This is a genomic window from Paraburkholderia caballeronis (assembly GCF_900104845.1).
Taxonomy (GTDB): domain Bacteria; phylum Pseudomonadota; class Gammaproteobacteria; order Burkholderiales; family Burkholderiaceae; genus Paraburkholderia; species Paraburkholderia caballeronis.
The window spans coordinates 1,314,215-1,338,247 of record NZ_FNSR01000002.1 but is presented as its reverse complement, the minus strand read 5'-3'; the positions used below and the strand labels follow the sequence as shown (position 1 = coordinate 1,338,247).

Genomic DNA, 24,033 nt, shown 5'->3' with positions numbered 1-24,033 from the left:
GATGCGCCAGGCGCGCGCCGTCAACGCATCCCTTCGGAGACAAGCATGAACCTGAAAGACCCGACGCTGCTGCAAACGAACGCGTGGATCGCCGGCGAATGGCAGCGCGCGGACGACGATTCGACATTCGACGTGGTGAACCCGGCGACCGGCCAACTGATCGGCTCGGTGCCGCACATGGGCGTATCGGAAACGCGCCGCGCGATCGCGGCCGCGAACGCCGCGTGGCCCGCATGGCGCGCGAAGACCGCCAAAGAGCGCGCGGCGATCCTGCGCCGCTGGTACGACCTGATGCTCGAACACGCGGACGACCTCGCGCTGATCCTGACGACCGAGCAGGGCAAGCCGCTCGCGGAGGCGAAGGGCGAGATCCTGTACGCGGCGTCGTTCATCGAATGGTTCGCGGAGGAAGGCAAGCGCGTCTACGGCGACACGATCCCGACGCCGGCCGCGGACCGCCGCATCGTCGTCACGAAGGAGCCGGTCGGCGTCTGCGCGGCGATCACGCCGTGGAACTTCCCGGCCGCGATGATTACCCGCAAGGTCGGCCCCGCGCTCGCGGCCGGCTGTCCGATCGTCGTGAAGCCCGCCGAAGCGACGCCGTTCTCCGCGCTCGCGCTCGCGGTGCTCGCGCAGCGCGCGGGCGTGCCGGCCGGCGTGCTCAACGTCGTGACCGGCGACCCGAAGGCGATCGGCTCCGAGCTGACCGGCAACCCGACCGTGCGCAAGCTGTCGTTCACCGGCTCGACGCCGGTCGGCCGTCTGCTGATGGGCCAGTGCGCGCCGACCGTGAAGAAGGTGTCGCTGGAACTGGGCGGCAACGCGCCGTTCATCGTGTTCGACGACGCGGACCTCGACGCGGCCGTCGCCGGCGCGATCGCATCGAAGTATCGCAACAGCGGGCAGACGTGCGTATGCACGAACCGCTTCTACGTGCACGACCGCGTGTACGACGCGTTCGCGAAGAAACTCTGCGACGCGGTCGGCCAGTTGAAGGTCGGGCTCGGCACCGACGCGGGCGTCACGCAAGGTCCGCTGATCAACGACGCGGCGGTGCGCAAGGTCGAATCGCACATCGAGGACGCGCTCGCGAACGGCGCGCGCGTGCTCGTCGGCGGCAAGCGGCATGCGCTCGGCCACGGCTTCTTCGAACCGACCGTGCTCGCGGACGTGACGCCGACCATGAAGGTCGCGCGCGACGAAACGTTCGGCCCGCTCGCGCCGCTGTTCCGCTTCTCGTCCGACGACGAGGTGATCGCGATGGCGAACGACACCGAGTTCGGACTGGCCGCCTATTTCTACAGCCGCGACATCGGCCGCGTGTGGCGCGTGGCCGAGGCGCTCGAATACGGGATGGTCGGGATCAACACCGGACTGATCTCGAACGAGGTCGCGCCGTTCGGCGGCGTCAAGCAGTCGGGGATCGGGCGGGAAGGGTCGCACTACGGGATCGACGACTATGTCGTGATCAAGTATCTGTGCATGGCGGGAATGTGATGCGGCGGTGAACGCCGCAGGTCCGGCCGATGCGTCGGCCGGACCTGAAGAAGCAGAACGGCGGCGCGCCGCGCGAGCATCGGTCGGCGCCGATGACCGCGCCGCACGCCGCCGTTACCGTCGCGTCGTCAGTCGGATCAGATGCGTTCGATCGCGATCGCAATGCCCTGGCCGACGCCGATGCACATCGTGCACAGCGCGTAACGCCCCTGGGTGCGATGCAGTTGATACATCGCCGTCGTCACGAGACGCGCGCCGCTCATACCGAGCGGATGGCCGAGCGCAATCGCGCCGCCGTTCGGGTTCACGCGGGGATCGTCGTCCGCGACGCCGAGCAAACGCAGCACCGCGAGACCCTGCGACGCAAACGCTTCGTTCAGCTCGATCACGTCGAACTGGTCGATCTTCATACCGAGGCGCGCGAGCAGCTTCTGCGTCGCCGGCGCCGGGCCGATGCCCATCACGCGCGGCGCCACGCCGGCCGTCGCGATGCCGAGCACGCGCGCACGCGGCGTCAGGCCGAAGCGCTTTGCGTTTTCCTCGTTCGCGAGCAGCAGCGCGGCCGCGCCGTCGTTCACGCCCGACGCGTTGCCGGCCGTCACCGAGCCGTCCGGACGCACGACGCCCTTCAGCTTCGCGAGCGCCTCGATGCTCGTTTCGCGCGGATGCTCGTCGCGCGACACGACCACCGGATCACCCTTCTTCTGCGGAATCGTGACCGACACGATTTCCTGCGCGAGCGTGCCGTCCTGCTGCGCGCGCGCCGCCTTCTGCTGGCTGCGCAGCGCGAACAGGTCCTGGTCCGCGCGGCTCACGCTGTAATCCTGCGCGACGTTCTCGCCCGTTTCCGGCATCGAATCGACGCCGTACTGCTGCTTCATCAGCGGGTTCACGAAGCGCCAGCCGATCGTCGTGTCGTAGATCGCGGCGTCGCGCGAAAACGCGCTCGTCGCCTTGCCCATCACGAACGGCGCGCGGCTCATGCTTTCGACGCCGCCCGCGATCATCAGCCCGGCCTCGCCCGACTTGATCGCGCGCGCGGCGATGCCGACCGCGTCCATCCCGGAACCGCACAGCCGGTTCACCGTCGAGCCCGGCACGTTGTCGGGCAGACCGGCCAGCAGCAGCGACATCCGCGCGACGTTGCGGTTGTCCTCGCCGGCCTGGTTCGCGCAGCCGTAGATCACGTCGTCGATCGCGGTCCAATCGACTTCCTTGTTGCGCTCGATCAGCGCCTTCAGCGGCACCGCGCCGAGGTCGTCGGCGCGAACCTGCGCGAGCGAGCCCGCGTAACGGCCGATCGGGGTGCGAATCGCGTCGCAAAGAAAAGCTTCCGTCATCAATATCTCCGGTTTGACTGGTGCGCGGGCGACAACGGGAAGGCATCGGGCGCGCGGGTCCAGTTGCGCATGAAGTTCGCCATACGAACCGATGATCGTTTGACGAACATTTGGCGCTCATGATAGGCGCGCGGCCGGATGGGTGTCAAGCAAGCCGCGGGGCGCGGTATTCGTACAGTACAGGAAGTGAGGCAGGTAGAAGTTGTTGCGGAGGATACCCGGGCACGCATGCAGATAATGAAGGGCGAGCCCGTGGATTGACCGCCGGATCACCCTTCCGGCTCCGAATGACGGGCAGCAGGCCCATCAGGAAAAAGCCGATGGCAGCCGAGGAATGCCCGGCAGCAAAAGAAAAAACCGGAAAACCCCTGTCAAACAGGATTTTCCGGCCTGGGGTCCCGATGCCCTTAACGCGGCGACATGTTCTATGGCGGTTCAGGACGCGTCACGACGAATCAATGAAGACTTTGTTCGCGAATCAGCGGAACGGGACATCAGGCCGAATGCGACGCAGTGGTTAAGTTTCAAAGATCGCCCGGCACGCCATACGATGGCGCGGCCTCCGGATTCCTCGCGCGAGTCGCGTAATCATTCATCTGCGGTGCGTAGCGCAGCCAGAGCGCCCGTAGATCGGCGATCGGCGTTTCGGACCAGTCCACACGCAATTCGGCAACTGGCCAGACATCGTTGTCGAACACGCAGAAGCCGGCGGAATGAACCGGCCCAGCCTCTCCTCCAGCATCCGCGCCCGCTTCCAGCGCCGCCAGCAGTCGTTCGGCAAGAAAAGCATCGGCCCGTGCCTCGAACGCTTTCACCATCGCCGCGATCACCTCTTCGTTCGCGAGCAGATTACCGGCCGCGACACAATCCCGTCCCATCACGGTGGCCGTGGTGCCAAGCCCGTTCTCCCCGGTGAAAACGGCGGTCTCGCCATCCGTGTCGATCGAGGCCAACTGCCGCCATTGCGCATTGGCCCGCGCCGCCACCATTTGAGTCACGACGCTGCCGGCACCGAATCCTTGCTTCAGCAGTTGAATGCCGAGCACGCCGAGACGAGGATCGGTCACGTTCTGGCTCAAGACGACCCCCTGCGCGCTGCCCCACAGGCATCGGCTCGGCACGGCGATACTGGAGCTGCAGACGACACCGCCCATCGCACCGGTGCGCGCGCACCGGCCTGCCAGCGAAAAAGTCATGATGCGCCTCCCGTCGGCTGCGAAATGACGGCCGTCGCATCGATCTCGACGAGCCATTCGGGACGCGCGAGCGCCGACACGACGATGCCGGTCGACACCGGATAGACACCCTTGAGCCAGCGGCCAACGACGTTGTAGACAGCCTCGCGATACCGTATATCGACGAGGTAAATCGTGACCTTGCAGATGTCTTCGAGCTTGCTGCCCGCCTCGTCCAGCAGCATCGCGATGTTCGCCATGGCCTTCTCGGCCTGTGCAGCGACATCACCGACGCCGACCGACTCCCGCGTATCGAGATCCTGGCCGATCTGCCCGCGCAGGAACACGATGCCGTTAGCGACCACGGCCTGGCACAGGTCGTTGTCGAGTTTCTGCTCCGGATAGGTCTCGCGGGTATTGAATTGACGGATGCGAAGATGGCTCATGGAAACGTCCTGTGATTGTCTAAAGGTGGCAAGCGAGGCCGGAATCTATCGTCCCGGCTCATGCCGCGGACGTCTCCCGGCCGTGTTGTATGGCATCGTGATGGGCAAAATATTTGCGCTGGGTGTCGATATGCTCCGCGACGCGCTGGGCGTCGCGCCAGACGCCCCAGATGAATGCGGACGCACGACACGACAGCCACGGCAAGCCGATGAAGTAAAGCCCCGGCTCGACCGACACGCCGCGCTGGTGCAGCGGCTTGCCGTTCGCACCGAATGCGTCGACGTCCAGCCAGCCGAAATCGACCGCATAGCCGGTGGCCCAGACGATCGACGTGATGCCGGCTGCGGCCAGATCCAGTTCGAGCACCGGATCCGTGACGCACGCCGGATCGGGCAGGATCACGCGGGCCTCGGGTTCTTCCGGCAGATCCAGGCCGTTGCGCGCGGCATAGGCGTCGGCCGTATCCAGCACCGTCAGGTAATTCTCGTCGCCGCGCGCGAGATTGTCAGCGAGATCGGGCGCGAATGCGGCGACACCGTTCTCGAACGATTGCGTCACGCCGACCAGCGTCATGCCCTGATGTGCGAGTTGCCGGAAATCCACCGTGTACCCGCCGCGCGCGCCGCTCACCGCGATCGTGACGTGCTCCCGGCCCGGCTGCGCCACTTCCTTCTCCCATTCGCCGAGCACGCCGAGCCACCAGCAGAAATCCCGGCCGCGATAACGACGTGGTGGCCGGTCGTGAGGCCCGACAGACAGATACACGGCACGCCCCGCGCGAAGCAACTCCTCGGCAATCTGCACACCCGACGATCCCGCGCCGACCACCAGTACGCCGCCCGCCGGCAATTGCGCCGAATTGCGGTAAGCGGCCGAATGAATCTGGAACAGCGCCGGGTCGCGCGGCGCGATCGCAGGAATCACCGGACGCTGGAACGGCCCCGTCGCCACCACGACACGCCGGGCATCGATCATGCCGTCCGACGTCTCCACCGAAAAACCCGGCCGCCCCGTATTCCGGGTCACCCGGCGAACCTCGACGCCGGTACGGATCGGCGCATCGATCCGCTTCGCATAAGCCTCGAAATAGGACGCGACCTGCTCCTTCGGCACGAACGAACCCGGATCGAGTCCGTCGAACTCCATCCCCGGGAAGCGGTCGTGCCAGGCCGGTCCGTTGGCGACCAGCGAATCCCATCGCCGGGTCCGCCAGCTCTCCGCGATACGATCGCGCTCCACCACGAGGTGCGGCACCCCGAGCCTACCCAAATGTTCGCTCATCGCCACGCCGGCCTGGCCTGCGCCTACCACGAGCGTGTCTGTCGACGTCATTTCCACTGTCACGGTGATCTCCGGTTGAGGGCCGCCCGATCGCAATCGGAACACGCAAAAAATTTACGCTCTGCCTGGACATCCGGAAAACATATTTCAAAAATGCATAAGATCGTTTTTGGCTATGCAGGCTAATTTGACCACTGCACAATCGGCTGCGGCATAACTCTCATCCGCCCGGAGCGTATCGATGGACATTCCTCAATTGCGATATTCGCTGCGCCAGCTGCGCTACTTCGTCGTCACGGCGGAAGTGCTGTCATTCACCGCGGCGGCCCGGAAACTGCACATCTCGCAGCCGTCGATCTCGACCGCCCTGGCCGAACTCGAAGCCTCGTTCGACGTGCAGCTGTTCATCCGCCATCATGCAAGCGGGCTGTCGCTGACCACGGCCGGGCGAGACATGCTGGGCCTCGCGCGCAATCTGCTGAAAAACGCGGAAGAACTGCAGGCCAGCGCGCGCGAACTGGACGGCGGCATGTCGGGGACGATCGCGCTCGGCTGCCTCGCATCGCTCGCGCCACCGCTCATGCCCATGCTCATCAGTCGCTTCCTCAGCGATTTCCCCGGCGTCCAGTTCGATACGCACGAAGCCCATCAGGACGATCTGCTGCGCGGTCTGCACGATGGCACGCTCGATCTTGCGCTGACCTATAGCCTCGATCTTGAGGACGACATTGCCTTCATGCCGCTCGCCACGCTCCCTCCCTACGCGATCCTGCCCGAACGACATCCGCTCGCAGGAACCTCCAGCGTCGCACTCGCGGATCTGCTCGACGAACCCTACGTGCAGCTCGACCTGCCTCATAGCCGCGAATATTTCATGGCGCTGTTCGATCCGCTTGGACGCCGCCCCGTACCGGCATTCCGGTCGGCTCAGCCCGAAGTCGTGCGCGGTCTGGTCGCGAACGGCCTCGGCTACAGCATCTTGAACTTTCCGCTGAAATCGACGCGCACGACCGATGGCGCGGATTTCGTCATGCGCCCGTTCCGCGACGAAGTCACGGCAACCACGCTCGGCATCGCCCAGTCGCGCAGCATGAAACCCCGCCAGATCATCAAGCGCTTCGCCGAGTTCTGCGAAGCGCACGTTCACGCTCTGCGCCAGATCCCCAGCTCTTCAGGCGATGCATAGCGAAGACTTATGCAATGAATTTTTTTAAATTTATTTCCCTTAAATACGGCAGACCATAAATTAGCGGAACGCTGCTGACCAAGGTATCGAAACCGTACCGATGCAAACCGCAGGAAGCAGACAATTGACGCCTACCTCGCCATGACGCACCCATTGCTGCCATCCACGCTCGACCTGCTGGAACACCTGATCCGCTTCGATACGCGCAGTTCGGAATCGAATCTGCCGCTCATGGCGTTCGTACAGGACTATCTGAATAGCTGCGGCGTCGCCTCGACACTCGTGTACGACGACGCACGCACCAAGGCCAGCCTGTTCGCCACGATCGGCCCGACGGATCGTCCCGGGCTGTGCCTGTCGGGACATACGGACGTCGTACCGACGGCCGGCCAGCCGTGGACAATGCCGCCATTCGAGCTGACCCGCGCGGCCGACCGCGTCTACGGGCGAGGCGTCGCGGACATGAAGGGATTCATCGCTGCCGTGTGCGCCGTCGTCCCGCGTTTCGTGCAGGCCTGTACCGATACTCCGATCCATCTGGCCTTCAGCTACGACGAGGAGATCGGCTGTGTCGGCGTGCGTCCTCTGCTGGCCCGACTGGCGCAGGCCCCTGTCAAGCCGGCAGGCTGCATCATCGGTGAACCGACCGGCATGCGCGTCGCCGTCGCCCACAAGGGCAAGCTCGCCTACCGATGCTGCGTGAGGGGGCTGGCCGGGCACTCGGCGCTGACGCACCTGGGCGTCAATGCGGCCGATTTTGCGGCGGAACTTGTCACGTTTCTGCGCCGTACCGCGCGCGATCTCAGACAACACGGCCAGCACGACGAGCGTTTCGACCCGCCATACACCACGGTTCATACCGGCAGGATTCACGGCGGAATTGCGCTCAACGTGATTCCCGATCACGCAGAGGTGGAGTTCGAGATTCGCAATCTGCCGGACGAATCACCCGCGGCTCTGCTCGATTCCGCGCGAACGTACGCCGCGAACGAACTGATTGCCGAAATGCGCGCCACCTACCAGGACAGCGATATCGAGTGGCAGCAACTGGTCGCCTATCCGGGACTCGCGGACGAATCCGACGCAGCATGGCTCAAACGGCTCGCCTGCGAGGCGGTCGGCAACGATCAGGTTCGCACGCTGTCGTTCGGCACCGAAGGCGGGCTGTTCCAGGCGATCGGTATTCCGACCGTCGTCTGCGGCCCCGGCGGGATCGAACAGGCGCACAAGGCCGACGAATATGTGACGTACGAGCAGCTCTCGAAGTGCCTGACTTTCATGGATACGCTCGTCGACAGGCTCGGCGAGCCGGGATGGACACCCGGCGCATGACACCGGTCGCCGTCCTCAGCCGGGGCGAAGACCTGTCGGCATGCCGATCCACCTGCTGCTGCTGACGGCGCGATCGTCGGCGTATTCGACACCGGGCTGGTGCCGGCGGATCACATACGCTGCAGCAACCCTCTCCGGTCGTGACGCTAATTCGGGCAGGCTCATTAGGACATCGTCTGCGCGGAACACGGCTGCGTAGCAGCACCAGCAGCGCCAGCAGCGCCAGTCGCGCGCCGCAGGAAACGCCGACACAGGCTATCCACCGACGTGCAAAAATGCGGCAGATGGCGCCGCGCGGCCAGACGCAGCTCGTCGATATTGCGCGCATCCCGCGCATGCGCGGGCGCAGCCAGACGTCGCTTCATGCGCGGAAGGCAGACTGCATGCGCGCAGACAGCATACGGCGCCCGGCATGGTCACGCCGCATACGACGGATCCTCACGGTCGAGAATCCGTTTCATTTCCTCGAAATGGGCGAGCGAAAAATCGCGAATGCCCTCCCAGTCGCGCGCCGTCTTCTCAGCCACTTCGTCCGTCAGAATATGGAGGGGCCGGTTCGTCGCGTAGGCGGTCGCCAGGATCTGGCAGGCGCGTTCGAGCGTGTACATGTCGTCGAAGGCCTCGCCGATGGTCGGCGCGGTCACCATTACGCCGTGATTGCACATCATCAGCCGCGAGTGATCGCCCAGCAGCCGCACCAGGCGCTCGCCTTCGGCCTCGGTATCGGCCATGCCGCCGAACGCCGCATCCAGCGCCACCCGGTTGAAGTAGCGCGCCGTGTTCTGCTCGATCGGCTGGATGGTCGGATCCTTCAGCGTCGAAATCGCGGTCGCATAGACGGGGTGCAGATGCATCGCAACGCGCACGTGCGGCAAGCGGCGATGCAGCTGCCCGTGAATCGCCCATGCGGTCGGATCGATTTCGCCATTCCTCAGACTGCTCGAATCGTCCGCATCGACCAGCACCAGATCGCTGGCGCAGATACGCGAAAAATGCTTCCATTTCGGGTTCATCAGGAACTGCCGGCCGTCCGGCGAAACGGCCGCACTCAAATGATTCGCCACCGCCTCGTGCATGCCGAGACGGGCAAAGCAGCGGAATGCCGCGGCGAGATCGATACGCAATTGGGCTTCGTTCATGGGTTCCGGGAAAATCAGTGAAAGCGGCGCACGAATCATGCGCGACGGTCTGGGCTGCCGTCGGACCAGAACGCGTTCCGATCCAGATAGTTCTGCAGGAACTGCTTGAGCCGCGGATTCTCCGAAGCGCGGAACACGTCGCCCGGCGCGCCCCGCACGGCAATACGCCCCTGGTCGATAAACACGACGGTATCGGCCATCTGTGCCGCGAACCCCATTTCGTGCGTGACGACCGCCATCGTCATGCCGTCGCGCGCGAGCTGTTTCATGACCTGCAGGACTTCGCCGACGAGTTCGGGATCGAGCGCCGAGGTCGGCTCGTCGAACAGCATGATGTGCGGCTCCATCGCCAGCGCACGCGCAATCGCCACGCGCTGCTGCTGGCCGCCCGACAGTTTCGTCGGATAGGCGTCGGCACGGTACGACATGCCCACCATCTCCAGCATCCGGCCGGCGCGCTGCGTCGCGTCGGCATTCGACAGGCCGCTCACGCGCAGCAGGGCTTCCTTGACGTTCGCGAGCGCGGACATGTGCGGCCACAGGTTGAACTGCTGGAATACCATGCCGACGTTGCGACGAACCCGGTTGATCTCGCTGGCCGTCGCGCGCACGCGCCGGCCGCCGCGTTCGACATAACCTAGCAATTGGCCTTCGATGCGCACTTCGCCGTGGTCGTATGTCTCCAGCGCGGCCAGGCAGCGCAGCAGCGTGCTCTTGCCGGAACCCGACGGCCCGATAATGCAGGTCACCTCGGACCTGGCGATCGTCAGATCGACGCCGCGCAACACGTCCACCGCGCCGTAGCGCTTGTACAGCCCCCGCACCTCGACCAGCGCTGCCGCCGAGGTCGATGCAGCCGATACAGGCAGTTGCACGATGTCGCTCGAATCACTCATACCCGCCTCGTGGAATTCATGCGATAAAGCGGCCGACACGCCGCTCCGCCCAACGGCCCGCCGAACTCGCAAGCTCGACCAGCAGCAGATAGCACAGCGACAGCACGAGCAGCGTTTCGACGAACGCGAACGTCGCCGAGCCGATACCGGTCAACACGAAGGTCAGTTCCGGCACGGTCACGATCGACAGCACGGCGGTTTCCTTGCTCAGCACGATCGCCAGATTCGTCATGGCGGGCAGGATCAGCACCAGCATCTGCGGCAACTGTACTCGCCTGATCGCCTGCCAGCGCGTCAACCCCAGGCACGACGCGGCTTCCAGATGCCCGCGCGGCACTGACGAGAATCCGGAACGAAATACCTCGGAGAAATACGCGCCCGCGTAAAGCGAGAGACTCGCCACGCCGGCCACCAGGGGCAGCAGCGTCAGCCCGAACGCCGGGCCACCGTAGTACAGCAGGAATAGCTGCACGAGAAACGGCGTGCCGCGGAACAACTCGATATAGATACGCAACACCGCCCTCACGCCGCGCCCGCAAAACTGCTGCATCAGCGCAACGACGAAACCGATCAGCGCGCCGATCGCGAGGCTGACGGCCCATGTGCCGATCGTCATGACCAGGCCCGAACCGATCTCCGGCAGGTTGTGCGTAATGACAGCAGGATCAAAACCCGACATCGGCTTTCCTCGATGGCGAACGGTTGCGTGCGGCGCGCGGGCTCAAGCGGCGTTCAGGCGCCGCTCGGCAGCATGCACGAACAGCGCAAGCGTTCCACAGATTACGAAATAGATCAGCCCCGCCGCCGTATAGGCTTCGAGCGGCTGATAGGTGCTTGCCGCAATGTTCTGCGCCGTGCGCGTGATCTCCGCGACGCCAACCACCGAGATCAGCGACGATGCCTTGATCAGCAGCACCATCTCGTTGACCAGCAGGGGCAGCGTCGCGCGCACCACCTGGGGCACCTCGATGCGCCACAGGCGATCCAGAGACGAAAAGCCGAGCATGCGCGCCGCCTCGATCTGTCCGGGCGGCAGAGTCACGAAGCCGCCACGCAGGATCTCCGCCACATAGGCCGCCGAACACAACGACATCGTCCCGATCGCCGCCACCAGCGGCGACACGTTGATGCCGACGAACGGCAGCAGGTAATACACAAGCAGCAACTGCACGAGCATCGGAATACCGCGGAACACGCGCACATACAGATCGGCTGCGATCCGAAGCGCACGCCACGCGGACAGGCGCGCCGAACAGACGGCCAGACCGACAAAAAAACCGAGCACCAGCCCCGCGGCCGACACTCCGACGGTCATCAGCGCGGCATGCAGCAACAAGGGCAAGCCATCGAGGAAGGCATTCAGGCTAAACATGGCGACCTGTCAGTGAAACGTCGTGACGGGCGAAAGCCATGCTTCGCCCAGCCTTTCCATCAGACGCTCGGCGTCGGCAACGAAGCCGGCATCGGTTCGACCGTCCCGAACCACTTCTTCTGCAGCGCGCCCAGCGTGCCGTTCTTGTTCAAGGTCGCCAGTGCCGTGTTGAATGCGTCGTCGAGACTCTGGCTGTCAGCATCCTTGCGCATGCAGTACGCGAAATAGACCTGCACGCCGAACGGCGGCTGCACGACGGCAAACACCGTCGGCCGCTGCTTGGCGACATACGCGATGTTGGTCAGAGAATTCGCGACTGCGCTCAGGCGCCCGGCCGCGAGATCCGCATAGGCCTGATTGTTGTCGACGTACCCGCGCTCCGTCGGGGCCGGCTTCAACGACGCAGCGTAGGCCATCAGTTGAGCCTCCTGCGCACTGGTTCGCTGCGCGCCGACCACCTTGCCGGCGATATCCGACGATTGCTTGATGCTCGTATCGTTGGCGCGCTTGAGCAGCGCATCGGTAGCATCGGCGATCGGGTAGGTGAACGCATAGCGTGCCATGCGCGCCTTCGTCATCGTCAGCGGACCGGCCACCATGTCGAACTTGCCGGCATCGAGCCCGGGCAGCACGCTCTCCCACGGCAGATCGATGAACCGCACCTTGACGCCGATGATCTTGCCGACCTCCGCGAACAGATCCTTGTTGAATCCCGCCTGCTGGCCGTTCTCCAGGAAGTCGAACGGGGCGAACTGCATCTCCGTGCCGACTACCAGTTCGCCATGCTGCTTGACCCGACTCAGCAAATCGTCGGCATGCGCGGAGAGACTGCCCGCGCACAACGCCAGAGTGAGAAGAAGGCCCTTCCAGTGCTTGAATGAACTCATATGGAACGCTCCGACAGGTGTGATTTTGAAATTGGCCGCGCAGATCCGCAACGGAATTCATGCAATTTCTCCAGCAGCGCATCGAATTTACGTGGCCAATAAGCGAGGGAAAATATTGTTTTTCAATGCAACCACTAATCTCAGGCTATGCAGCCCGACGACGTCGCTCAGTGCGCCTCGTATGCAACGTAGTGGCGCTGTTCCGGTATCGCGGGTTTCACGCAGGCCGATCGCGACGAGATATTCATCGAAGGCAGGCTCGTGACCGCCAGGCCGCCGCACCAACGCGAGACAGGCGTCATCTTCCAGAACCATGCGCGGTTCAACGTCCGGCCGAAATCGAATCAATCGCTGGACGGCAAGCGCCATGCACGCCCGCGCCTGTCGGGAAAACACCGCCCAATGCTGCCGGGCCGCGCCACCTATGCGCCGGCCAGGCGACTGCGGCTGGCCGAGGCGTTCATGCAGCGCCGCCGCGCCTGTATTTCAGATCAGTACATTCCCGGCATGAGTGCCGGGAATTACTTCGGCCTGCGGCACACCCAATGCAACGCATTCAGGCGAGGCGCGGAAACTCGCTTTCCGGCAACGCATCGCCGGGCTTGAGCACGGCCGCGAGATGGGGATAGGGAGGCGAGGTTTCGCCGCCGCGATCGGCATAGACGGCATCGTCGCCGAGCCAGCGGAACGAGACCACGCGTCGCGACCGCGAGGCCGAAGCGTTGCCCGGCGCACCGTGCACCGTATGGAAATCGAAGGCGATCGCATCGCCCGGTTCGAGATCCCAGCCAAGCATCCGGTAGTCGCCGCGATTGGCCTCGATGTCGGGCAACGCCTCAAGCCGCCCGGACTGATGGTCGTAGGCTACGCCGCTGAACTTGCGCGGCCGGAACAGCTTGCCCCAGCGGTGCGAGCCGGCGACAAATTCGACACAGGTTTCGCGCGGCACGGGATCGAGCGGAATCCAGAGACTGACGGTCTGGGCCGCCTCCACACAGTAATAGGGCCCGTCGTGATGCCAGGGCGTGATCTTGTCCGCTCCGGCTTCCTTGACCAGCACGTGCTCGTGAAAGATACGCGCGCACTGCGAGCCCATCAGGGCGCGCGCGATCGCCGCCGACGGCCCCTGCTCGACGAAGCGCCGAAACGGTTCGATGCGCTGCCAGTTGCAGTAGTCGCCGAAGAAGCGGCCGCCCGTGCGCTCCGGCGTATAGTTGCGGAACCACGGGCCCGGTTCGGCCTCGTTGCATTCGACGCCTTGCCGTAAGGTGTCGATCCAGTCGCGAAACAGGCCGCGCAGCACCACGGCGCCATCCTGTTCGAATGCTTCCCGCTCCTTCGTCAACATAACCCGGTCTCCTCGGTCCAGAGAATGGAAATGGCCCCGTCAGGCATCGATCGCCGCGCTGGCCGCCTGCGCGCGCGAACGCAGCCAGTTGATGCTGCTGAACAGCGCCACGGCAAACACGATCAGTACAGTTGCGACGGCCAGGATCGACGGATCGATCTGATCGCGGATGCCGCTCCACATCCGGCGCGGCACGGTCTGCTGAGCGGGACCGCCGATAAACAGGATGACGATCACCTCGTCGAACGAAGTGGCGAATGCGAAGATGCTGCCGGTCGCGACGGCGGGTAGTATCAGCGGCAGGGTCACGCGCCGGAACACCGTCCATTGCGACGCGCCGAGTCCGGCCGCCGCGCGCAACAGGCTGCGGTCGAACGACAGCAGCGAAGCCGTGACGGTAATCACGACAAACGGCGTGCCGAGCGCCGCATGCGCGAGCACGACGCCCGCGTAAGAATCGACCAGCCCCAGCGGCGCGAACACCAGATAGAAGCCGGCCGCGACGACCACGATCGGAATGATCATCGGCGAGATCAGCAGCGGCATGACCAGCCCGCGCAGCGGAAAGTCCGCGCGCGCCAGGCCCAGTGCCGCGAGTGTGCCGAGGCCGGTCGAAATCAGTGTGGCCGCCGCGCCGATGCCCATGCTGTTCGCGAAGGCGTGCTGCCAGTTCTGGCTACCGAAAGCCTGCGCATACCAGCGCAGCGAAAAGCCATCCATCGGATAGGAAAAATAGGATCCGGAATTGAACGACAGCGGCACGATCGCGATGATCGGCGCGATCAGAAAGAAAAACACCAACGCACTGTGCACACGCAGCCCGGCAAGCGCGAGGCGCGTGGAAACGAGTCGGGTTTCGTGTGTCGGCATGGGAGTCTCCGTTCCGGTCTCGCGCGTCTAGCCGAAGCGCAGCCGGTCGATGCCGACCAGACGGTTGAACAGGAAGTAGAACACTGCGGTAAATACGACCAGATAAGCGGACAACGCGCCGGCCAGCCCCCAGTTCAGCAGATCGTTGGTCTGCGAGGCAATCAGCTGACTGATCATGGCGTCGCCCGCCCCGCCGAGCAGCGCCGGCGTGATGTAATAGCCGAGCGCCAGCACGAACACGAGGAAACAGCCGGCGCCGACGCCCGGTAGCGTCTGCGGCACATAGACCCGCACGAACGCCGTGGCCGGGTGGGCGCCGAGCGACTGCGCGGCGCGCATGTAGACCGGCGAGACGTTCTTCATCACGGAGTAGATCGCGAGAATCATGTAGGGCAGCAGGATATGCGTCATGCCCACCAGCACGCCGATGCGATTGAAGACCAGCGGCACGGGATGGTCGATCAGATGCAGCGCCATCAACACCTGGTTGACGACACCGGATGGCTGCAGCAAGACGTACCAGGCCGTCGTACGCACCAGCAGCGAGGTCCAGAACGGCACGATCACGAACAGCATCAGCCGGTTGCTCTGCTTCGGCGGCAGGTTCGCGAGCAGATAGGCGACCGGATAGCCGAACATCAGACAGAGCAGCGTCACCGATGCGCTGATCCAGACCGTCCGGCCGAAGGCGGCGCGGTAAACGGCGCTGTCTGCCGGCACAGGCGCGATCGAGCCATCAGGTCTGACCTGCGCATCGATGGCGTTCAGCAGATAGTCGGGCGTCGGCGTCGAGGCCGCGCGCTTGAGCAACCGCCAGGTTTCGGGCTGTCCCCAACGTGCGTCGAAATCGATCAGCGCGGGCTTCCAGGCATCCGGCGTCTGCCCACGCACCTTTCGAGAAGTTTTCAGCAACAGACTGCGGAACTCCGGTTCGTAGAGGTTCATGCGCCGCGCGATGTCGCCGAGCCTGCCGTCGGCCGCTGCCTGCCCGAGCCCGGCAGCCAGCGCCGCGAAGACCGGTTCGCCCGGGGTACCCGAACCGTCCCAGGCGCGCAGCATCGGCGTCAGCGCGGGCATGCCGCGGGGCACCTCGGGATTCTCCACGCTGCGCGCGAGCAGGATCGCGATCGGCGCGATAAAGGTCGCCAGCAGGAACACGAGCAACGGCGCCGCGAGCAGAAACGCGCGCAGCGCGGCCTGGCGCCGCGCCCGCCGGTAGGCCGCCGGCCCGCCGGCGCGCAACGGCACGCCCGATACAGAAGACAGGGACGAATTCACGGGGTCGTTCCGGCTCGCATGCTGGCGGTCTGCGCGGCGCGCTTACTGCGTCAGCCAGGTCTGGAAGCGCTTGTCGATCGCGTCTGCGTTGTCGGCCCAGAACGTCGCGTCGATCTGCAACGCATGCTTGAAGTTGGCCGGCGCGGTCGGCAGGTCGGCCAGCCGCGCCTTGTCGATCAGCGGGATCGAATCCTTGCGCGGCGGCGCGTAGGCGATGTACCTGGACAGATCGGCATAGGCCTGCGGCTGCGCGGAGAATGCGATGAATTTCTTCGCCTGATCCGCATGCTTCGCGCCAGTCGGCACAGCCCACCATTCGTAGTCGTACACCTGCCCATCCCAGACGATCCGGAACGGCTTTTTGTCGTCATGCACCGCAGCGTCGATCCGGCCGTTGTAGGCCTGCGTCATGACCACCGCGCCGTCGGCGAGCAGCTGCGGAGCCTGCGAGCCGGCATCCCACCAGACAATGCTGGACTTGATCGTATCGAGCTTCTTGAACGCCCGGTTGACGCCGTCCGGCGTGGCCAGCACCTTGTAGACATCGTGCGGCGCCACGCCGTCGGCCATCAGCGCCCATTCGAGCGCTGCCTTCGGCGACTTGCGCATTCCGCGCTTGCCTGGAAATTTCGCGAGATCGAAGAAATCGGCGATGGTGGTCGGGGGCGCCTTGAACCGGGTCGTGTCGTACGCATACACGGTGGACCAGACCATCGCGGCCACCGAGCAGTCGAGCAGCGAGCCCGGCAGGAAATCGCCCGTCTTGCCGAGCATCTTCGGATCGAGTTTCTCGATCAGGCCTTCGTCGCAGGCATTGATTGCATCGTTGGTCTCCATGTCGACCAGATCCCAGGTCGGGTTCCTCGCCTGCTCCATCGCCTGCAGCTTGGCCAGGCCGCCGTCGTAGGACTCGGTCGAGAAGCTGGTGCCGGTCTTGGCGGTGAACGGCTTGAACCAGGCATTTTCTGCCGCGGTTTCGTAGGCGCCGCCGAACGTGACGACCGACAGGGTATCGGCCGCAAAGGCTGCGGTCGGCAAGAGGGCAAAGGCGAGCGCGGTTGCGATGGAACCAGGGCGCGGCTTGAGGCGAGAAGCGTTCATACCCGGGTGACTCCTGTGACAGGGGGCGAAATGGTGGAAGACGACGCGGAAACGGAACGGCCCGGCGAGGCGGCCGGACGACGGACGGGCGGCACGGCGAGCACCTTGCAGTCGTCGCCGCGCCAGACCACGCAGGTCGCGGCGCCGAGCAGCGGCAGATCCTGTCGCTGCGTGTTCGGCACTTTCACGATCAGGCGCTCGCCATCCGCGAGCGCGAGATGAACGCGGTGATGGTCGCCGCAGTAGACCAGTTCGCGCACCGTCGCGGCCAGCACGTTGCGCACATCGGCCGACCCGGCATCGGACGCGCCCGTCAGCGCGGCGCGCTCGGGCCGCAGCGCGAGCATGGCGGCCTCGCCCACGGCCAGGCCGCTGCCGCAGCGGCCACGAATCGCCGTCCCGCCTGCGAGCATCAGCGTGGCCCACTCGCCCTCGATCGCGCTCACATGTCCGCACAGATCGTTGTTCTCGCCGACGAAGTTCGCCACGAAGGCGTTCTGCGCGTTCTCGTAGAGTTCGGTCGGCGCGGCGACCTGCTGGATGCGGCCGTCCGAGAACACGGCAACGCGATCCGACATCGTCAGCGCCTCGCTCTGGTCGTGCGTCACATAGACGATAGTCAGCCCCAGCTCGCGATGCAGACGCATGATTTCGTACTGCATGGTTTCGCGCAGACGCTTGTCGAGCGCGCCGAGCGGCTCGTCCATCAGCACCACCCTCGGCTCGAACACCAGCGCGCGCGCCAGCGCCACACGTTGCTGCTGACCGCCCGACAACTGCGCGGGATGCCGTGCAGCCAGGTGCCCGAGTTCGACCATGTCGAGCGCGCGCTGGACCCGCACCTTCTGTTCGGACCGGCTCAGCTTTCGCACGGACAACGGAAACGCGACGTTCTGCGCGATCGTCATGTGCGGAAACAGCGCATAGTTCTGGAACACCATCCCGATGTCGCGCCGATGCGGCGGCGTGTCGTTGAGGCGCTTGCCGTCAAGCAAGATCGTACCGTCGGTCGGCGATTCGAAGCCCGCGAGCATCATCAGCGTGGTGGTCTTGCCGGAGCCGGACGGGCCGAGCAGCGACAGAAATTCGCCGCGCGCCACGTCGAGATCGAGTTCCTCGACGACGGCATGAATGCCGTCGTAGGACTTGCTGACGCCCGAAAAAGAAATGAACGCCTGGCTGGACATCATCGATCGGGACCCCGGTCTCGTGGAAAGCGTCGCATCAGGCCGACAGCCGCCCGGCCAGATAACGCGCGAAATCGTAATTCGGCCGTTCGAGATGGCTCAGATGCCCGGGCTTCGCGAGCGGCGCGCGCACGCCGCGAAACACCGACTCGACACCGCGCCGATCCTCCGCGTTGACCTCGTCGAGCAGTTGCTTCAGCGTCGCCATGTATTCGGCCGCCCTGGGATCCTCGATGAATTCCGGCGCCAGACCGCCGCCGAAGCAGATGCCGACGCGGTTCACGCCGAGCGGCTGCAGCACGAGATACCAGAAGTAGCCAGGCGTCAGCGTGATCAGGTGCGTCGGATAGATCGACAGCAGCGCAGTCGTCTTGCGCCAGTGGCCCTGCAAACGCGTATTGTCGGGATGCGCATTGCCGATCGGCAGCGAAGCTTCCTTGGTGATCCAGTGATAGTTGAACGCGGACCGGCCCGGCGGGCACTCCATCTCCTCAAGCTTCGAATGGGGGCCCACCGTTGCCCGATGCAGCATCGGCAGATGGTAGCTCTCCATGAAATTCTCGGCGAGAATCTTCCAGTTCGTATCCCAGACATGCTCTTCGTAGAAAGTCTCGATGTACGAAGTCATGCCGTAGCGCTCGATCAACGGCGTCAGTTCGGCCAGTTGCGCCGACACGGGCGGCGCGGCCGGGTCGAGCGTCACGTAGATCCAGCCTTGCCAGGTCTCACAGCGGACCGACGGCAATGCATAGGATTCTTTACAGAATCCCGGCTGCCGATCCATCATCGGCGCCCCGTTCAGCGCGCCATCGAGCCGGTAGGTCCAGCCGTGGTACGGACACGAGATGCGACGCACATTGCCCCGCCCCGTTAACAGCACCGACATGCGGTGCAGGCAGACGTTCGAGACGGCGCGCAGCGTACCGTCCTCGCTGCGCAACACGGCGATCGGCTGACCGTCGATATCGGCGGTCAGATAGTCGCCCGGCTCGGCCAGCGCGCTCGCGCGGCCGACGCAGAGCCATTCGCGGCGAAAGATGTCGCGCTGCTCGCGCGCCAGAAAGTCAGACGAGGTGTAGACATCCGGCGGCATCGCGAGGGCGTTCTCGAACGGGCGCGCACAGTTCTCGCTTAACCGGCGGATGACATCGTCCGCCGGATCCAACGATATCGAGGGGGTTGCCATACAGCCTCCGCTGTCCCATAGGACATTGCATTGGCTGCCAATCTAACAAGTCAAATTCCAAGTCAAAATATTCTTTTCGGATGTAATGCAAAGCATTCTTCTATGCTAAGACCGGATCGGCCGCGAGCACGTGACGGCCATCGTCAGCGGTGCACGCGGCGGACAGACGGTGGGCTTCCGTCAACCCGCGAGAAGGTTGTCCTGGCAGCGAACCTGGACCGGCCAGAGAGTGAAATGAGAGGCACATCATGGCGCGCGGCAAAGTCTTGACGGCCGCCACTACTCTCCTAGAAGTCGAGCGTGTCAGATTTGTTGGGCGTCTGCGGCACCTCGATTTCTCCCTGCGCCGCTCTCCGGTACTGGCCGGGCGCAACAGCCATCACGCGCTTGAATGCGCTACTGAAGGCACTGTCGGATGCGTACCCGACCGAGGCCGCCGCCTCGGAGATCGAGGCGCCTGCCCGAAGCTCGCGTCTCGCCAGATACATTCGCCATTGGGTCAAGTAAGCGAGTGGCGGAACGCCCATCATTTCGCGGAATCGTACCGCGAGCGACGTTCTCGACATCCCCGCTTTTTTCGCCAGTTCTTCAAGACCCCAGTTCCGGGAAGGCTCACTATGGATGTGACTCAGCACGACGGCTAACCGTTGGTCGCCGAAGCCCTTCAGCCACCCTTTGTCGCCATCCGAAGCATGTGCCAGATAGGCTCGTAGTGTCTGGATGAATAACAGTTGGGCCAGTCCTGATATGACGGCCGCCCGGCCCGGCCGACCGCCCTTCATTTCCGCCACCAGTTGTTCAAGCAACCAGGCAAGTGGCCTGGCTTCGTCTGTGGTTCCCCGGACATGAATGAGCGGCGGCAGACCGTTCAGAAGTAATGCTTGCCGATCTGCATCAATCTGCACGGTGCCGCCCAGCATGGTGAAGTCACAACCTTCGCCAAGCTGATACTGATCGTTGCCGTCCCGAACGACCGGCGTGGTCGTCGCATCCGGAACCAGCGCTGCGGCGCTGGCGAGAGTCAGGGTGCGTGTGCCATTGGTAATCAGGACGTCGCCGATGTCCGCCCGGGCCGGCTCAGCCATGCCGTCAATGGAATACCAGCAACCCCCCTCTGTGACCGCACAAAATTTGATCGCATCCAGATTAATGAAGCGGCGTGCCCAGGCGCCGCCCGCGACAAGCCGCCCGGACAAATCGCAACGAGCCTGAAGGAAGTCCAGTAGGTCTGAGAGGGGATCGGCCTGCAAAATTGAACTCTCGCGCATAAAAATTGAACTGACGCGTCTTCTTCGTACATTCTTATCAGCCTACCATGCGATGAATTAACTCGTCCCGGAGATCTCGCATGCCTCTCAATCACTTCGTCACGCTCGGGCGTTCTGGCCTGCGTGTCAGCCCGTATTGCCTCGGAACCATGACCTTCGGCGAAGACTTCGGCTGGGGTGCAAGCCCCGAAGAGTCGTTCCACATGCTCGATGAGTATCGAGGCCGCGGGGGAAACTTCGTGGATACGGCCAATATCTACACTGCCGGTCATTCCGAGCAGATCATCGGCGACTATCTCAAGCAGAACAAAGTCCGGCGCGACGAGATCGTGCTCAGCACGAAGTTCTATTGCAACCTGTTCCCCGGCGATCCGAACGGTGGCGGCGCCGGACGCAAGGCGCTCATCCAGCAGTGCGAAGCCTCGTTGAACCGGCTCCAGAGCGACTACATCGACATCTACTGGCTGCACAACTGGGATCGGATGGCACCGATCGAAGAAACCTTGCGAGGTCTCGACGATCTCGTCACGGCTGGCAAGATCCGTTATGTCGGCTTCTCGGACATTCCCGCCTGGAAAACGGCCGAGGCGCAGACAATCGCCCACTTCCGCGGATGGGCGCCGATCATCGCGTTGCAACTCGAATATTCGCTGCTGGAGCGGACCAGCGAAGGCGAACTGTTTCCGATGGCGCAGGCGATGGGAATGGGCATCATGCCCTGGTCTCCGCTCAAAAGTGGTTTCCTGAGCGGCAAGTTCAGGCGCGGCGGCACAGGCCAGGTCGACACGAAGCGTACGAACATGGTCGGCGTTCCCAGTGAAGCGGACTACGACATCATCGAAGCGGTCGTGGAGGTTGCGTCGGAGCTTGGCATCAGTCCTGCGTCGGTGGCGTTGGCCTGGGTCAGATCGCAAGCCGGCGTCAGTTCCACCCTGATTGGCGCTCGGCGGCTCGATCAACTCAAAGACAATCTCGATTCTCTCGAAGTGGCGCTGTCCGCCGAGCAGATCGGCAAACTCAGCCTGGTCTCCAAACCAAAGCTGAATTTCCCGGCCGAGAACAACGACACTCTGGCGCCGATGCTCGCTTTCTCCGGCATGACGGTTGATGGCCGAACCGTGCCGTCACTTGCCCGGCTCTCTGCCTGACGGCGAGAGCGTGAAGGAACGCGATATCGCCACAGATGACGTATCGCTGCATGTTGTCGAGTGTGGAGAGGGACCCGCAGTGATGTTCTGTCACGGGTTCTCTGACACAGGGCGTAGCTGGCGGCGCCAGATGTTTCAGCAGATGCGTCCAGCGGCTGACAACGAGTGGGCTGACGCGAGAAAAACGCTCCCGGCAGCTTTCTACTGGACGTCTGGGGAAGCTCCGAAAGAAGCGCGTTGGCATCCGATGGACATCGACCGCGGCCTGCTTCGGCCCGCGCCGTCCGGACTACCGAGCTTCGTTGATCCCACCGACTTCGCCGTTATGGTCGGTCAATTTGAGCGTAACGGATTTCACCGCCCGCTCAACGACTACCGTGCGCTTGAGTCCTGTCTCAGGCATCGGTTTTCGCCGGCCGCAGGTTTCAGATCCCATCTTTCTTGCTGGTTGGCGCAGCAGATGGTCTGAACGAGCTACACCCCGTCACGCGGGAAGTCCTGCGGCACGTCCTTGTAGATCTACGAGGGTTATCGAGCGCCCGGAAGCAGGCCACTGGCCCCCACTTGAGGCGGCAGAGCAAACGAATGCCGCACTAATCGGCTTTTTAGATGCAAGCAATTAGAAAATCTGTATATCAAATTGCCGAGAAATTACTCTGATTCAGGAAAAGGACATATAGCAATGAGCACAGCCCAGGCACCGATCGGTTCAGGTTTTAGCCGCGCTTCCACGACCGCGGACATCATTAAGGGCGTCGATCTGGTCGGCAAGGTAGCCATCGTCACGGGAGGCTACTCGGGCCTCGGACTGGAAACAGCACGCACGCTCGCCTCGGCGGGCGCGCGAATCATCGTGCCGGCGCGCGACGTCGAGCGCGCGCGCAGAACCATCGCCGAAGCAGGCGGCGGCATGGAGGTTCAATCGATGGATCTCACCGATCCCCGTTCGATCGATGACTTCGCACGCGACTTCGTCGAAACAGGCCTGCCGCTTCATCTGCTCATCAACAACGCCGGCATCATGGCGTTGCCCGAACTGAAGCGCGACGCACACGGCAATGAGCTGCAGTTTTCCACCAACCACCTCGGCCATTTCCGGCTGGCTCTGCGACTCTGGCCGGCGCTTAAGCGGGCGGGTGGCGCGCGCGTCGTATCAGTCTCGTCCGCCGGGCACCGCTTCTCGCCGGTCGTTTTCGACGACATCAATTTCGAGCGCCGTGACTATGATGCGTTCAAGGCGTATGGCCAGTCCAAGACGGCCAACATCCTCTTCGCGGTTGGCCTTGATCGGCGAGGCAAGGACGAAGGCATTCGCGCGTTCGCGCTCCATCCCGGCGGGATCTCGGGAACGAATCTCGGTACGCACGTCGGGCTGGAAAGGCTGAAAAAGAGCGGATTCATCGACGAGAATAATCGGCCGGTCGTCGATCTGAGCCGTGACATGAAATCGGTGCCGCAGGGAGCGGCCACCCACGTCTGGTGCGCGGTCAGTCCGCAACTCGACGGCAAAGGCGGCGTGTATTGCGCCGATTCCGACATTACTTCCGTATTGCCGGAGGGCGGATCTGTCGATATTGCCGGCGAAGACCGCTCCAAACGTCCGACCGGTGTCGAAGCCTATGCGATTGCCCCGGACGCAGCCGAGGAACTCTGGCGCAGAAGCGAGGAAATCACCAGCGTCTCCATCCCGCGCCAGTCGTGATGTGATGACGTCGTGCTTATGTGCAAGAGCCGGAGGGGAAGCTCATCGCACTGCTTCGGTTTAGCGGCGTTGAATCTGGAAACAGAAAATCGTAAATCCAATCCTGCTCTTCTGGTTCCCGCGATGTTCGTCTGGGGCGTCCTGCAAGGCGTGGTGCTGACGGGAATTTCGACCGTGCTGACAACAGCAAGCCGGTGCGACGAAAGGCATGGCAACAGCCCTGAACAGTTCATTGACTTATCTGGCCGTTGCCTTGGGTGCCACCCTACCTATTCACAAGCCGAACTCGACGCTGTAGCAAGGCGACTCAACGAGCGTCCGCGTAAGACGCTTAACTTTGACACACCGGCCGAGCGGTTCCATCAATCCGTTGCATCGACCGCTTGAATCCGC

Annotated in this window: 23 protein-coding genes and 1 pseudogene; 8 read left to right on the top strand and 16 right to left on the bottom strand. The window is 63.8% G+C overall.

Annotated elements, in window-relative coordinates; all coding sequences use genetic code 11:
• Positions 1 to 45 precede the first annotated feature (45 nt).
• Positions 46 to 1,497, top strand: a complete 1,452-nt coding sequence (gene gabD / locus BLV92_RS22500; RefSeq protein ID WP_090549071.1) for an NADP-dependent succinate-semialdehyde dehydrogenase — start codon at positions 46 to 48, stop codon at positions 1,495 to 1,497.
• Positions 1,498 to 1,634: 137 nt separating this feature from the next.
• On the opposite strand, the gene pcaF is transcribed toward gabD, so the two are convergent.
• From pcaF to BLV92_RS22480, 4 genes are all read right to left on the bottom strand, one after another.
• The gene (gene pcaF / locus BLV92_RS22495) at positions 1,635 to 2,837 is read right to left on the bottom strand and encodes a 3-oxoadipyl-CoA thiolase (protein ID WP_090549068.1); all 1,203 of its coding nucleotides are present in this window, start codon (positions 2,835 to 2,837) and stop codon (positions 1,635 to 1,637) included.
• A 524-nt stretch (positions 2,838 to 3,361) separates the two neighbouring features.
• On the bottom strand, positions 3,362 to 4,033 hold the full coding sequence (locus tag BLV92_RS22490; protein ID WP_090549065.1) for a DUF1028 domain-containing protein: 672 nt from the start codon (positions 4,031 to 4,033) through the stop codon (positions 3,362 to 3,364).
• Positions 4,030 to 4,458, bottom strand: a complete 429-nt coding sequence (locus BLV92_RS22485) for a RidA family protein (protein WP_090549062.1) — start codon at positions 4,456 to 4,458, stop codon at positions 4,030 to 4,032. Before BLV92_RS22485 ends, BLV92_RS22490 begins: the two co-directional genes overlap by 4 nt.
• A gap of 58 nt (positions 4,459 to 4,516) precedes the next feature.
• The gene (locus BLV92_RS22480) at positions 4,517 to 5,803 is read right to left on the bottom strand and encodes a flavin-containing monooxygenase (RefSeq protein ID WP_090549059.1); all 1,287 of its coding nucleotides are present in this window, start codon (positions 5,801 to 5,803) and stop codon (positions 4,517 to 4,519) included.
• Between the two features lie 178 nt (positions 5,804 to 5,981).
• Here BLV92_RS22480 and BLV92_RS22475 point away from each other — a divergent pair, with 178 nt between their 5' ends.
• Both BLV92_RS22475 and argE read left to right on the top strand, forming a co-directional pair.
• Positions 5,982 to 6,926, top strand: coding sequence for a LysR family transcriptional regulator (locus tag BLV92_RS22475; RefSeq protein WP_090549056.1), 945 nt, complete (start codon positions 5,982 to 5,984; stop codon positions 6,924 to 6,926).
• Between the two features lie 153 nt (positions 6,927 to 7,079).
• Positions 7,080 to 8,258, top strand: coding sequence for an acetylornithine deacetylase (gene argE, locus BLV92_RS22470; RefSeq protein WP_309147467.1), 1,179 nt, complete (start codon positions 7,080 to 7,082; stop codon positions 8,256 to 8,258).
• Between the two features lie 416 nt (positions 8,259 to 8,674).
• Here the strand turns inward: argE and BLV92_RS22465 are convergent, their stop codons facing one another.
• Genes BLV92_RS22465 through BLV92_RS22445 form a run of 5 tightly spaced genes read right to left on the bottom strand, consistent with a single transcriptional unit; the run spans position 8,675 to position 12,552 of the window.
• On the bottom strand, positions 8,675 to 9,397 hold the full coding sequence (locus BLV92_RS22465; protein ID WP_090549051.1) for a class II aldolase and adducin N-terminal domain-containing protein: 723 nt from the start codon (positions 9,395 to 9,397) through the stop codon (positions 8,675 to 8,677).
• Between the two features lie 35 nt (positions 9,398 to 9,432).
• On the bottom strand, positions 9,433 to 10,293 hold the full coding sequence (locus tag BLV92_RS22460) for an amino acid ABC transporter ATP-binding protein (RefSeq protein ID WP_090549048.1): 861 nt from the start codon (positions 10,291 to 10,293) through the stop codon (positions 9,433 to 9,435).
• 16 nt (positions 10,294 to 10,309) lie between these two features.
• Entirely contained in the window at positions 10,310 to 10,972 is a 663-nt protein-coding gene (locus tag BLV92_RS22455; RefSeq protein ID WP_090549045.1) for an amino acid ABC transporter permease, read from the bottom strand.
• 42 nt (positions 10,973 to 11,014) lie between these two features.
• On the bottom strand, positions 11,015 to 11,665 hold the full coding sequence (locus BLV92_RS22450) for an amino acid ABC transporter permease (protein ID WP_090549043.1): 651 nt from the start codon (positions 11,663 to 11,665) through the stop codon (positions 11,015 to 11,017).
• Positions 11,666 to 11,724: 59 nt separating this feature from the next.
• Positions 11,725 to 12,552 (bottom strand): transporter substrate-binding domain-containing protein, encoded by an 828-nt coding sequence (locus BLV92_RS22445; RefSeq protein WP_090549040.1) that lies wholly within the window; start codon positions 12,550 to 12,552, stop codon positions 11,725 to 11,727.
• Between the two features lie 261 nt (positions 12,553 to 12,813).
• Between BLV92_RS22445 and BLV92_RS31740 the strand changes: the two genes are divergently transcribed.
• Positions 12,814 to 13,158, top strand: a complete 345-nt coding sequence (locus tag BLV92_RS31740) for a type 2 periplasmic-binding domain-containing protein (protein WP_143040718.1) — start codon at positions 12,814 to 12,816, stop codon at positions 13,156 to 13,158.
• Here the strand turns inward: BLV92_RS31740 and BLV92_RS22440 are convergent.
• The 7 genes from BLV92_RS22440 to BLV92_RS22410 all read right to left on the bottom strand — a co-directional run bounded on the left by BLV92_RS22440 (position 13,109) and on the right by BLV92_RS22410 (position 20,790).
• On the bottom strand, positions 13,109 to 13,900 hold the full coding sequence (locus BLV92_RS22440; RefSeq protein ID WP_090549037.1) for a phytanoyl-CoA dioxygenase family protein: 792 nt from the start codon (positions 13,898 to 13,900) through the stop codon (positions 13,109 to 13,111). The genes BLV92_RS31740 and BLV92_RS22440 overlap by 50 nt on opposite strands.
• Before the next feature lie 39 nt (positions 13,901 to 13,939).
• Positions 13,940 to 14,770: an ABC transporter permease gene (locus BLV92_RS22435; RefSeq protein ID WP_090549034.1), complete on the bottom strand. Its 831-nt coding sequence runs from the start codon at positions 14,768 to 14,770 to the stop codon at positions 13,940 to 13,942.
• Between the two features lie 27 nt (positions 14,771 to 14,797).
• Positions 14,798 to 16,036 carry an ABC transporter permease gene (locus tag BLV92_RS22430; RefSeq protein WP_373681887.1) on the bottom strand — a complete coding sequence of 413 codons (1,239 nt, stop codon included), beginning with the start codon at positions 16,034 to 16,036 and terminating at the stop codon, positions 14,798 to 14,800.
• 54 nt (positions 16,037 to 16,090) lie between these two features.
• Entirely contained in the window at positions 16,091 to 17,149 is a 1,059-nt protein-coding gene (locus BLV92_RS22425; RefSeq protein ID WP_090549029.1) for an ABC transporter substrate-binding protein, read from the bottom strand.
• Complete coding sequence (locus BLV92_RS22420) at positions 17,146 to 18,336, bottom strand: ABC transporter ATP-binding protein (RefSeq protein WP_090551336.1); 1,191 nt, start codon at positions 18,334 to 18,336, stop codon at positions 17,146 to 17,148. The genes BLV92_RS22425 and BLV92_RS22420 overlap by 4 nt, the downstream gene beginning before the upstream one ends.
• 37 nt (positions 18,337 to 18,373) lie before the next feature.
• Positions 18,374 to 19,522 carry an aromatic ring-hydroxylating oxygenase subunit alpha gene (locus tag BLV92_RS22415; RefSeq protein ID WP_090549026.1) on the bottom strand — a complete coding sequence of 383 codons (1,149 nt, stop codon included), beginning with the start codon at positions 19,520 to 19,522 and terminating at the stop codon, positions 18,374 to 18,376.
• A 287-nt stretch (positions 19,523 to 19,809) separates the two neighbouring features.
• Positions 19,810 to 20,790 carry an AraC family transcriptional regulator gene (locus tag BLV92_RS22410; protein ID WP_208862130.1) on the bottom strand — a complete coding sequence of 327 codons (981 nt, stop codon included), beginning with the start codon at positions 20,788 to 20,790 and terminating at the stop codon, positions 19,810 to 19,812.
• Positions 20,791 to 20,870: 80 nt separating this feature from the next.
• On the opposite strand from BLV92_RS22410, the gene BLV92_RS22405 reads away from it, so the two are divergent.
• The 4 genes and pseudogenes from BLV92_RS22405 to BLV92_RS31730 all read left to right on the top strand — a co-directional run.
• A complete protein-coding gene (locus BLV92_RS22405; protein ID WP_090549023.1) occupies positions 20,871 to 21,938 on the top strand; it encodes an aldo/keto reductase in 1,068 nt (355 codons plus the stop codon).
• Between the two features lie 10 nt (positions 21,939 to 21,948).
• Positions 21,949 to 22,407 carry an alpha/beta fold hydrolase gene (locus BLV92_RS31735; RefSeq protein ID WP_143040717.1) on the top strand — a complete coding sequence of 153 codons (459 nt, stop codon included), beginning with the start codon at positions 21,949 to 21,951 and terminating at the stop codon, positions 22,405 to 22,407.
• A 213-nt stretch (positions 22,408 to 22,620) separates the two neighbouring features.
• Entirely contained in the window at positions 22,621 to 23,640 is a 1,020-nt protein-coding gene (locus tag BLV92_RS22400) for an SDR family NAD(P)-dependent oxidoreductase (RefSeq protein ID WP_090549019.1), read from the top strand.
• A 270-nt stretch (positions 23,641 to 23,910) separates the two neighbouring features.
• Positions 23,911 to 24,027, top strand: a pseudogene (locus BLV92_RS31730) (IS30 family transposase); the annotation flags it as partial.
• Positions 24,028 to 24,033: the final 6 nt, after the last annotated feature.